12 protein-coding genes are annotated in these 11,817 nt (G+C 48.3%); all 12 read right to left on the reverse strand.

Features of this window, described 5'->3' with window-relative positions; genetic code table 11:
* Window positions 1–12: 12 nt before the first annotated feature.
* On the reverse strand, window positions 13–1,116 hold the full coding sequence (hisC, locus tag ACYCSE_RS24660) for a histidinol-phosphate transaminase (RefSeq protein ID WP_069289823.1): 1,104 nt from the start codon (window positions 1,114–1,116) through the stop codon (window positions 13–15).
* 54 nt (window positions 1,117–1,170) lie between these two features.
* Complete coding sequence (gene trpA, locus ACYCSE_RS24665) at window positions 1,171–1,977, reverse strand: tryptophan synthase subunit alpha (RefSeq protein ID WP_442435879.1); 807 nt, start codon at window positions 1,975–1,977, stop codon at window positions 1,171–1,173.
* On the reverse strand, window positions 1,974–3,170 hold the full coding sequence (gene trpB, locus ACYCSE_RS24670) for a tryptophan synthase subunit beta (RefSeq protein WP_069289825.1): 1,197 nt from the start codon (window positions 3,168–3,170) through the stop codon (window positions 1,974–1,976). Before trpB ends, trpA begins: the two co-directional genes overlap by 4 nt.
* Window positions 3,167–3,838 (reverse strand): phosphoribosylanthranilate isomerase, encoded by a 672-nt coding sequence (locus ACYCSE_RS24675; RefSeq protein WP_459700427.1) that lies wholly within the window; start codon window positions 3,836–3,838, stop codon window positions 3,167–3,169. Before ACYCSE_RS24675 ends, trpB begins: the two co-directional genes overlap by 4 nt.
* The gene (trpC, locus tag ACYCSE_RS24680) at window positions 3,835–4,629 is read right to left on the reverse strand and encodes an indole-3-glycerol phosphate synthase TrpC (RefSeq protein ID WP_069289827.1); all 795 of its coding nucleotides are present in this window, start codon (window positions 4,627–4,629) and stop codon (window positions 3,835–3,837) included. The genes ACYCSE_RS24675 and trpC overlap by 4 nt, the downstream gene beginning before the upstream one ends.
* Window positions 4,619–5,665 (reverse strand): anthranilate phosphoribosyltransferase, encoded by a 1,047-nt coding sequence (gene trpD / locus ACYCSE_RS24685; protein ID WP_459700429.1) that lies wholly within the window; start codon window positions 5,663–5,665, stop codon window positions 4,619–4,621. The genes trpC and trpD overlap by 11 nt, the downstream gene beginning before the upstream one ends.
* Window positions 5,666–5,699: 34 nt before the next feature.
* Entirely contained in the window at window positions 5,700–7,250 is a 1,551-nt protein-coding gene (gene trpE, locus ACYCSE_RS24690; protein ID WP_235309591.1) for an anthranilate synthase component I, read from the reverse strand.
* 385 nt (window positions 7,251–7,635) lie between these two features.
* On the reverse strand, window positions 7,636–8,010 hold the full coding sequence (gene aroH / locus ACYCSE_RS24695) for a chorismate mutase (protein ID WP_459700432.1): 375 nt from the start codon (window positions 8,008–8,010) through the stop codon (window positions 7,636–7,638).
* Window positions 8,011–8,012: 2 nt separating this feature from the next.
* The gene (gene aroB, locus ACYCSE_RS24700) at window positions 8,013–9,107 is read right to left on the reverse strand and encodes a 3-dehydroquinate synthase (protein WP_235309590.1); all 1,095 of its coding nucleotides are present in this window, start codon (window positions 9,105–9,107) and stop codon (window positions 8,013–8,015) included.
* 1 nt (window position 9,108) lies between these two features.
* A complete protein-coding gene (gene aroC / locus ACYCSE_RS24705) occupies window positions 9,109–10,278 on the reverse strand; it encodes a chorismate synthase (protein ID WP_452567054.1) in 1,170 nt (389 codons plus the stop codon).
* Between the two features lie 229 nt (window positions 10,279–10,507).
* Window positions 10,508–11,308 (reverse strand): CheR family methyltransferase, encoded by an 801-nt coding sequence (locus ACYCSE_RS24710; RefSeq protein ID WP_023989169.1) that lies wholly within the window; start codon window positions 11,306–11,308, stop codon window positions 10,508–10,510.
* A gap of 30 nt (window positions 11,309–11,338) precedes the next feature.
* Window positions 11,339–11,782: a nucleoside-diphosphate kinase gene (gene ndk / locus ACYCSE_RS24715; RefSeq protein WP_061829211.1), complete on the reverse strand. Its 444-nt coding sequence runs from the start codon at window positions 11,780–11,782 to the stop codon at window positions 11,339–11,341.
* Window positions 11,783–11,817 lie beyond the last annotated feature (35 nt).

Below are 11,817 nucleotides of genomic sequence, written 5' to 3' on the forward strand. Positions count from 1 at the left end.
CATCTGCGGAAATTATAGGCGTACTTTCGCCGCTTCCGCCCCCAGGACCTGTTCCAGCACACGAATAAACAACTCATTTTGCGGCTGTGATCCAACCGACACCCTAATATATGTCGGATATTTATGATGACCTGCGCGAATAATCACACCTTTACGAAGCAACTCCTGAAATACCTCACCGGATGGACGACGTACATCCAGCATAATAAAATTACCATGTGCCGGGAAAGACTCCAGCCCCAGACGCTTGAGCTCATTTTGCAAATAAGCTCTGCCCTCTGCATTACGATCCCGGCATTCTTGAACAAATTCCTGATCTTCCAAGGCAGCAATGGCCGCAGCCTGCGCTACCCGTGATGTATTAAACGGCTCACGAACCTGATTTATCAAGCGAATGATTGACTCGGCTCCCATACCATAACCAATGCGCAGCGAAGCAAGCCCATAGATTTTGGAGAAGGTGCGTAGTACAACCAGGTTTTCATACGCTGGCAACAAACGAATGCCGTCGGGATACGAACGATCCGTCACAAACTCGGCGTAGGCTTCATCCAGAACAACCATGATGTGCTTTGGTACTTGGTCCAAAAACGCAATCAGCTCTGCTTCAGGTACAATCGTGCCCGTCGGGTTATTTGGATTACAGATCCAAATAATTTTTGTACGGTCATTGATGTGAGACAGCATAGCATCCAAATCATGTACACCGTCACGCAAAGGCACCTCAACTGCAACCGCTCCCTCAATTTCCACATTACTTTTGTATACGGAAAATGTCTGATCGGCCATAATGCTTTCTTCCCCGGGAAGGAGGAAAGCACGCGTAATCAACGCAATAATTTCGTCAGATCCGCAGCCATAGATAAACTGTTCCTCTTTTAAACCCGTCCGTTTAGCTAGTGCCTGTGTCAAAGCTACGGCACTTCCGTCAGGATATACACTAATGTTGGCAAACTCCTGCTGAATGGCCTGCAACACTTTGGGAGAGCTACCATACGGATTCTCGTTCGAGGCGAGCTTGATGACTTCATCGAGTCCCAGCTCACGTTTTACGTCTTCAATCGGTTTACCGGGCTGATATACTGGCAAATGTACAATATGCGGTTTAGGTTGCATGCCCCTACCTCCTCTATCCAATCAGAACATATTTATTACTTTCTATTTTGACAGTTACTGCTTTAATTGTGCCACAAAATTATGAATTTGCAAAAGACCTTCTTGCCTGCGCGCAGAATCATTCAGCAATGGAATGGCCTCCTCCACCTGACGTACAATTGCACTGCCGACCACAACTCCATCGCAAATGTTTGAAAACCGGACTACCTGCTCTTGAGTAGAGATCCCGAAGCCAACCGCTACCGGAATATCCGTATGCCGTTTGACCTGCGCGATAAAGCCCTCTATACCTTCAAAAAAGGAAGCTCTTTCCCCAGTTACACCCAGCGAAGATACACAGTATACAAATCCACGGGCCTGACGGACAATTCGTTCGATCCGCTGTTCAGATGTTGGAGCCACCAGAGGAATCAGATGCACACCCACCTCTGCGGCCCGTCCTCCCAGCTCCTCCGCTTCCTCAAGCGGAAGGTCCGGAATAATCAGACCGCTGATACCGTGTTCCTGCAAGCCTGCAAAGAAAGCATCCATGCCCATCTGTAATACAGGGTTATAATACGTGAACAGAATAAAAGGCAGACTTGAACCTGCCGCCCTGGCCAGAGAAGCTGTCTCCATGCACGTGCGAATGGAAATTTGCCGTTTCAGTGCACGCTCAGACGCGCGCTGAATTACAGGACCGTCAGCCAGCGGGTCGGAATAGGGTACACCCAGTTCCAATATGTCAGCTCCGGCCGACTCTAACTGCCGAATGATCTCTATTGTAGTATCCACATCCGGGTCGCCTACCGTCAGAAAAGGAATTAATGCCGTTTTGCCTTCATTTTTAAGGCGACCAAACGCCTGATCAATTAAATTCATGACGGATTTCCTCCCAAATACTTGATAATGGAGTCCACATCTTTATCCCCGCGTCCAGACAAACAAATAACGATAATATCATCTGCCGTCAACGTAGGTGCCAGCTTGACGACCTGCGCAACTGCATGTGCCGACTCTAATGCAGGAAGTATTCCTTCGGTACGGCAGAGGAGCTGAAGCGCATCCAGCGCTTCCTGATCCGTGATCGGAACATATTTGGCCCGCTCAATATCTTTCAGGTATGAATGCTCCGGTCCAACACCTGGATAATCTAATCCAGCCGAGATGGAATGCGCAGGTTGCACTTGTCCGTACTCATCCTGAAGCAGATAACTCATAGAGCCTTGGAAGACCCCTTGTGTTCCCTTGGTCATCGTAGCTGCATGGAATTCCGTTTCGACACCTTTTCCAGCGGCCTCCACGCCAATCAATGCGACACCCTGATCCTCAATAAAAGGATAAAACATGCCGATGGCATTGCTTCCGCCACCGATCGCTGCCACGATGACATCCGGAAGTCTGCCTTCCTTCTCTAGGATCTGGCGACGTGTTTCATCACCAATCACACGTTGGAAGTCCCGCACCATCATCGGATACGGGTGCGGGCCGACAGCTGAACCCAAAATATAGAACGTATCATGGACATGGCTGACCCAGTAACGCAAAGCTTCATTCCCGGCATCCTTAAGTGTACGTGTACCTGATGTCACCGGAATGACCTCTGCACCCAAAAGCTGCATCCGAAAGACGTTCAGCTGCTGGCGCACAGTATCCTCTTCGCCCATAAACACCTTGCATTCCAATCCGAGCAACGCAGCCACAGTCGCTGTCGCGACACCATGCTGTCCTGCGCCTGTTTCAGCAATGACCTTCTGTTTCCCCATACGCTTCGCCAGCAATCCCTGAGCTAATGCATTATTGATTTTGTGGGCACCGGTATGATTTAAATCTTCGCGCTTCAAGTAAATTTTAGCTCCGCCCAAATGCTGACTCAGACGCTCCGCATAATAAAGCGGCGTTTCCCGACCAGAATAGTCCTTAAGGAGCCCGTTCAACTCTGCTTTAAACTCGGGATCATCCGCGTACTTACGGTAGGATTCCTCCAATTCAATCAGTGCGTTCATCAACGTTTCCGGTACAAAACGTCCTCCAAATGTTCCAAAACGTCCGTTGTTATCAGGTAATTGTGTCATGCCTGCTTCACCCTTTCCACAAATGCTGTGATTTTTGCAATGTCCTTGACTCCGTTCGTCTCTACACCGCTGGATACATCCAGCCCATGGGGATGATACTCATGAACCAGCTTTTCCGCATTATCGGCAGTCAACCCGCCGGCTACAAACAAAGGAATTCCATGTTGATGGGTCCAAGCCTGATAGGCAGGAATTCGATCCCACGCAAACGTTTTTCCGGAGCCGCCGCCATACAGGGGATCGTATGTATCCAGCAATAAAGCGTCAATTGTCCCGACATAGGCATCCAATTCGTCCGCCGAGCGTTCTGTTTGTCCTTGACTGTCCACAGACCATGCCTTGAATACCTGTATACCAAAATGCTCCCTAATCTCCCGACAGCGCTGCGGACTCTCCTGTCCATGCAGCTGTATGACATCCAAGGGTGCTTTCTCCATCACATCATTTAACAGTGCATCACCAGGGTTCACAAATACACCCACGCTGCGCGGTCTGCTGCCTGAGGTCCATTCATCTAATACGCGAAGCAGCTTTCCAGCCTGTACGCCGTCAATCCGGCGCTTGCTGTCAGCAAACACAAAACCTATATAATCGACCGGTAAGTTTACCATAGATTTTAGCACTTCAACGCTTTGAAGTCCACAAATTTTTACGCCCGTTTTGTTCATGCTTTAACCCCGTCCATTAATTCGGCTACAGCCTGTCCTACATCTTCCTTGCGCATCAGATGCTCCCCAACCAAGATACCGTGTGCACCTACCGAATGCAGATAATTAACATCTTCCGGTCCCGCAATTCCGCTCTCACTGATGAACGTAACCCCTTTAGGAATTAGTGAGATCAGCTCCTCTGTCGTCTGGAGACGAGTCTCGAATGTCCGCAGATTTCGGTTATTTACGCCAATTAAGGTTGCTGTCCCCAGCTCCAGCACCGCTTTAAGCTCCTCACTGTCATGCACCTCTACCAACGCGTCCAGCCCAAGGTCCTTGGCAATCTGTAAAAAAGACCCTAATACACGGGGTTCCAGGATAGCGGCAATCAATAGCACCGCATCCGCTCCCAGCAGACGAGCTTCATATATTTGCCGTTCATCAATGATAAAATCCTTTCGCAGCAGCGGAATCTTCACCTGATCGCGAATTTGCTGTAAATATTCAGGGCTCCCCTGAAAATACGTCACATCTGTCAGTACAGAAATGCAATCCGCTCCTGCTCCCTCATATGCACGTGCAATGTCCACCGGATGGAAATCCGGTCGAATCAGCCCTTTGGATGGGGAAGCCTTCTTCACCTCAGCAATCAGTCCGAGCGGACGATTGCGTCTGCTCGCGATCGCATTTTCGAATCCTCTCGTCGCAGGTAAATCAGCAATTAATCGTTCAGCTTTACTTATTTGAAAATGCTCCTTAAGCTGCTCCACTTCTTGTCGCTTCGTCACCACAATTTTGTCAAGATACATATTGATATTCCCCCGTTGCCTGTATTAATTGATCCAGCTTAGAAAGTGCCAGTCCCGAGTCAATGGCTTCTGCCGCTCGTGCTACTCCGGCCGTCAAGGTAGCCGTTGCACCTGATACATAAATGCACGCTCCTGCATTCGCTAACACAACATCCCGATAAGCTCCATGCTCTCCGTTTAAAATTCGTCGTATGATATCTGCGTTAACCTGTACGTCGCCGCCCAGCACCTGATCAAGAGAATGCGTCTGCAAGCCCAGATCCGACGGATGAAGCTCGAACGTGTGAACCTTGCCGTCCTTCAGTTCGGATACTCGTGTCGCAGCTGAAATACTAATTTCATCCAGCCCATCCAGACTACTGACAACCATGGCCCGTTTGGAGCCGAGCTGGTTCAATACCTCGGCAATGACTTCCGTTTTGTTGGCGTCATAAATGCCCAACAGCTGCCGATCCGCACCAGCCGGATTCGTCAAAGGACCTAGCATATTGAATACCGTCCGCACACCCAGCTCGCGGCGCGGCGCGGCGGCATGCTTCATAGACGGATGATACAGCTGTGCGAATAAAAAGCAGATGCCGATTCGGTCCAGGCATGACCTAGCCTGATCACTCGTCAAATGAATGTTGACTCCCAATGCCTCCAGGACATCAGCACTCCCGGCACGGCCACTTGCAGAACGATTGCCATGCTTTGCTACCCGTACAGACACCGAAGCTGCGATGATCGCGGATATCGTGGAAATATTAAACTTGTGAATCCCTGAACCTCCGGTTCCACATGTGTCCAGCAGACGACCGCTGCCTTCTTCAGCTTGCACTGGACTAGCGTAGCTACGCATAGCCTCGGCAAAACCAGTGATTTCATCTACCGTTTCCCCTTTGAGGCGAAGAGCCGTCAGCAGCCCGCCAATTTGCGCCTGTGTAGCACTTCCACTCATAATCTGTTCCATTACGCTACGGGCCTCCGTACGCGAAAGGTGCTGTCCCTCAATGATCCGGCTTAACCCCACTTGCATCATGTCATGTCGTTCCATTGTCGTCTCCTCCTCAAAATCAGATTTTTGTGTGTTACGGAGTGTACAAATAATCCTGGTTGATGACGCTGTTATAGGGCTGTGTCGTTGCCGGGAACATCACTTCTGCCGTACGGATTGCCTTCAGCAATGCCTTCGCTTTGTTCACCGTCTCCTGATACTCGCTTTCCGGAACCGAGTCCCACACAATTCCAGCGCCTGCCTGGACATAGGCCCGGTTCTTTTTAAACACAATCGTGCGAATCGTAATGCAAGCGTCCATATTACCTGAGAAGCCTAAATATCCAATCGCCCCTGCATAGGGTCCGCGTGCTTCCCGCTCCAACTCAGCAATAATCTCCATGGCTCGTAGCTTCGGAGCCCCCGATACGGTGCCGGCTGGCAGACAAGACAGGAAAGCATCGAAGAAATCTTTGTCCTCCCGTAGCTCACCTGACACATTGGATACAATGTGCATGACATGGGAATAGCGTTCAATCTCCATGAACGTATCGCATTTGACTGTGCCAAACTGTGATACACGGCCCAAATCATTTCTTCCCAAATCAACCAGCATCAGATGTTCTGCACGTTCTTTTTCATCGTTTAACAGTTCTTCAGCAAGTGCCACATCTTCTGTCTCCGTTACCCCACGCGGTCTCGTTCCTGCAATAGGACGGGTTTCTACCCGGCCGTTTTCCACCTTGACGAGTGCCTCAGGCGAAGTGCCTACGATGATCTCGTCATCCATTTTCAAATAATACATATATGGCGACGGGTTCATCGTGCGCAGCACGCGGTATACCTGTAAAGGTGAAGCCTCTGTATCAATGTGAAAACGCTGGGATAGTACAACCTGAAAAATATCACCGGAGCGGATATACTCCTTCGCCTGCTCTACATTTGATATAAACTGTTCCTTCGTCACATTGGATTGGATCTCACCCAGTTCCACATCATCAGGAATGGAGGCTGATCCTAATCGCTCAGGCTGAGACTGCTTGCGCAAATACTGTGCCGTTTCCTCCAACTTGCGTTCCACGTCAGCATAAGCAGCACGAATGTCCTCATCGCGGAACCCTTCGCCTACATGAACATTGCCGACCAGCAAAATTTGCTGCTTCACATGATCAAAAACAATGACTTGATCGCAGAACATAAAACGAATATCATCCATATTCAAATCATCTACCGAATGCTCTGGTAGCTTTTCATAATATTGAAGCAGGTCATATCCAAAAAATCCGATAGCCCCGCCTGTAAATGGAGGCATTTCTTTCAGTTTCGGACTACGGTATTTACGAAGCAATGCTTTGAGCGCTTCAATCGGCTTGTCGTTTAATATTTGCCGTTTACCGTGTTGTTCCAATATTAAACGTCCTTTTTTACCCGAGACCATTAGAAACGGGTCTGTACCGATGAATGAATGTCGCGCCCACTGTTCGCCTCCCTCTACACTCTCTAGCAGAAAGGCACGGTCCCGCTCGGCATACCGACGGAAAATCCGAATCGGCGTCTCCATATCAGCCAGCACTTTTTTGTACACAGGAATCAGGTTAAATTCATTCGCCATCGTTATCACTTGCTCCACATGCGGCGTTAACATGAGATCACTTCCTTTCCAAATTGGCGCAGAACCAAAGGAGAGAATATAAAAAAGCCTCTACCGGTAAGGTAGAGGCTGTCAGTTATTGAAATTATAAGAATGCTCCATATGTAAATGACTACAGCAAATAGATAAGTATACACTCATCCCTTTTGTCTAACCGCGCAGGTTGCCTCAAATAAGCTTCTCTGTAGAAGAATATCTCTTCATAGACAAAAGCTTACCTGCTACCGCCGGTCTCTGTAATCTCATATGGAATTGACTAAGGCTGCACTCTTCTCATCTCAACTCTGTCTCTGGCTAACTCTACTCTACTTAACTCTGCTACACACACTATATCTCATGGGATGTTACTTTGGCAACCATCAACTTTAAAAACGGGCGCTTATTTCCCTTGGGAAGCCAGATCCGGTCTTAACGCCTGCGCTCCGTTCAAATATACATGTTTAATTTCACGCTGGGATTTATTGGTGTTTACCTGTACCATCAAACGAATGCACTTGGGTAAACTGCCTGCCACAGGAATTTCTAATGCACACATGAGCGGAACCATATCCCAGCCATCAAGCTGACGAATGGCCTTGGCTGGAAAGGCAGTATCCAGGTCATGGGTCACCGTAATCCATACGTTACTAATATCCTCCGGCTGAATTTCATTGTAGGATACAATTTCCTCCAGTAGTTCGCATGTTGCTTCCAAAATTTCGTTTTCTTCATTATTCACTACGGTCGTCGCGCCACGAATTCCCCGATTGTACATCGTTACGCCCCCTCTTTTAACTGTTCAATAACTTGTCGGATGTAAGAGACGGAAATATCCTTCACAACCTCCACGTGCCCGATGCTACGTGGGACGACAAAAGTAATGCTGCCTTCTTTGAACTTTTTGTCATGCATCATCGCGTCCAGCAGCCGATCTGTATCGAGATGTGACGGAAGGGAGGTCGGTAGCCGTAGCGAAGACAACATATCCTTCGTTTCATCTACCAAAGAAGGATCTGCCCCCAGCTTCACGCCCAAAAGTGCGGAGCCGACCATACCAATAGAAATGGCTTCCCCGTGTAAAAACTCACCATATCCCGCAATGGCTTCAATCGCATGACCAATCGTATGACCTAGGTTTAGAATAGCGCGCAAATCATTTTCTCGTTCATCGCGCGACACCACTTCGGCTTTTACGGAACATCCCTTTTCCAGACCGTACTCCAGAGCTGTCGCATCCAGCGCAAGTAAATCAGTCGCATGGTCACGGCACCACTGGGCGAAATCAGCATCCCAGATCAAGCCATGCTTGATCATTTCAGCAAGCCCCGCAGATACCTCACGAGGAGGTAATGTTGACAACGTATCTACGTCATACAATACAAGTTCCGGTTGGTGGAAGGCTCCTATCATATTTTTCGCCAATGGATGATTGATACCAACCTTACCGCCCACGCTACTGTCATGGGCAAGGATCGTAGTGGGGATCTGTACAAACTTGACACCTCTCATATAAGAAGCCGCCACAAATCCAGCCAAATCGCCCACCACACCACCACCAAGTGCAATAACGGCTGAATTGCGATCCAGGCCGCCCTCAATGGCTGCTGTTATGACCTGCTCAAATACAGCCAGCGACTTGGAGGTTTCACCTGGCTTAACGACAAAGGACACTGTCTTGTAGCCAGATGCCTGAAGATTGCTTTCCAATGTGGCCAAGTAGAATCCTGCTACATTTTCGTCAGAAACAATCAACAACGGGCTTTTTTGCGCAATTCCTCGTTCCTTCAACAACTCTCCGGCTCGATGCAACAGCCCTCGTCCGATATGAATAGGATAAGAACGTTCGCCAAGCTGTACCGTCAGCGTACTCATCTTAGTACCGCTCCAGTTGTTCTTCGTAGGATGCAATATTCGCGCGAATCTCTTCAATCGAATCCCCGCCGAATTTTTCTAGTAAAGCTTTTGCAATCTCCCAAGCTACCACATGCTCCATAACTACGCTTGCCGCGGGTACTGCACATGCATCCGAACGCTCAACCTGCGCAGTGAACGCTTCCTTTGTATCAATGTCGACGCTTTGCAGAGGTTTGTAAAGTGTGGGAATCGGCTTCATTACGCCACGAACCACAACTGGCATTCCATTCGTCATGCCACCCTCAAAACCGCCCAAACGATTGGTACGACGGTGATATCCACGTTCCTCATCATATAGGATCTCGTCATGCACCTGTGAACCGCGCAATTCTCCTGCTTCAAAGCCAATGCCGATTTCCACGCCTTTAAATGCATTAATCGACATGACGCCTTGTGCGATACGTGCATCCAGCTTCCGATCATACTGTACATGACTGCCCAGACCAATCGGAACACCTTCTACAATACATTCCACTACCCCACCGACTGAATCACCTTCTTGCTTGATCAGATCAATATATGCTTCCATTTTCTTTTCGGTTTCTGGATCGGTTACTCTCACCGAGGAGGCTTCTGTCACGGCAATCAGCTCATCAATCGGCAGATCACGGTAAGGAGCTTCGATTTCCCCAATACGGATGACCTGACCTGCCACCTTGATTCCGAACTCAGCCAGCAATTGACGGGCCAAACCGCCGCATGCCACACGAATTGCTGTTTCGCGTGCACTGGAGCGCTCCAGCACGTTACGAAGATCCTTCAGGTTGTATTTCATTCCGCCATTCAAATCCGCATGACCCGGACGTGGACGGTGAACCCGACGTTTTTCTTCATCACTGCCTTCAATAGGCTCAATATTCATAATGTTCTGCCAGTGCTTCCAATCGTTATTTTCCACAACCAGCGCAATCGGTGCACCCGTGGTGTAGCCGTGACGTACGCCTCCGGCAATTTTCGCCGTATCTTTTTCAATCTGCATACGCCGACCCCGTCCATATCCTTTCTGACGACGGTGCAGCTGAAAATTCAATTCCTCAAAATCCAATTTTAAATTGCTCGGCATACCCTCTACAATGGCAGTTAGCTGGGGACCATGCGTTTCCCCCGCGGTTAAATAACGTAAACTCATGACGCGTTCCCCCTTTAAACTGTTAAACTGTGCATCGCTAAAATCTTTAACTGTGCTTCATTATAGTATACGCACCTTTCTTTGACAAGAAAAGCCACGTGTATGCAGATAAACAAAAACACGCCTCTTAGCCAAAGGGGCTAAAGGACGTGCTTTGCTGATAAGCCAACCATCAATTACTCAAAGATATAAATAAGTTCCTACAAAACTTTGGATGATATACGCAGGCTTATGCTTTTTTGCGATAAAAAAAGGTTTCCGTCGATTCCAGACCATATTGGTTAGGAGAAAAGATTTGCTCTGTGCTACCGACAAATAACACACCGCCGGGACGAAGACTGGCTGCAAACTTTTGATACAACGTATGTTTGGCCTCTTCTGTAAAATAAATCATTACATTTCGACAGATAATGAGATCATAGCCATCCTCAAACCGATCCAGCAGCAAGTTTTGCTTTTGAAATTTCACGGCTTGTTTCAAACGGTCATCAATTCGATACATCGCACCATCCGGCTTGAAATATTTGCTAGCTACCTGCTCAGGTACATCCTTGAGCGAACGCTCCAAATATTTACCTTCCTTGGCTTTTGCCAATGCACCATCATCAATGTCGGAAGCTGTAATGGAGCAATTCCCCAAAATCCCTTTTCCGTCGAGAACCATAGCCAGGCTATAAGGCTCTTCACCAGTCGAGCAGGCCGCACTCCACAGCTTAAGCTTCTGCTTTCCTACAAGCAGTTGTGGCAAGATTGTATCCCGCAGCACTTCCCACCGATTGGGATTTCGCCAAAATTCCGAAACATTGATCGTCATCCGATCCAGAAATTCATAGAATAGAGGTTTTTCCTTCATCATGGCATCATAAAAAGAAACAAAACTGGGAAACCCGTTTTTGTTGCGAAGCGTAGTTAACCGCCTTTTCATCTGTGCTTCTTTGTATTGTGCAAGATCAATACCTGTGCTGTCCTTGATTTTGCGGATAAACGCTGTGTAATCGGGGTCCGTCTGACCCAGTTCCATATCCGTCATGCTACCATCCTTCTTCATACGTAATTAAACTTATACCCAGGTCGCCACACTTTTTTCATACCGAACGGATTCTTCCGGCAGGAAAAAATTTGCAATCTCGCGCTCTGCGCTCTCCGGTGAATCTGAACCATGAATGAGGTTAAACGGTGTATGTGCTGCAAAGTCTCCACGAATTGTGCCCGGAAGAGCTTCGGTTACTTGTGTTTTACCAATCAACAAGCGGGAGAGCGTAACGATGTTATCCCCTTCCCATACCATAGCAAACACAGGGCCTGATGTGATAAAGCCTACAAGCTCTTCAAAAAAAGGCTTGCCCACATGCTCCGCATAATGCCGTTCTGCCTGTTCTCTAGATACTTGCACAAGCTTGCCAGCCGCCATTTTGAAGCCTTTGTCTTCCAGACGACTGATGATACGTCCAATCAATCCACGTTGTACACCATCCGGTTTAACCATCAAAAAAGTACGATCCATCGGCTCACTCCCAATCCAATCTAATGTATTTATAC

The organism is Paenibacillus sp. SEL1, assembly GCF_054602535.1.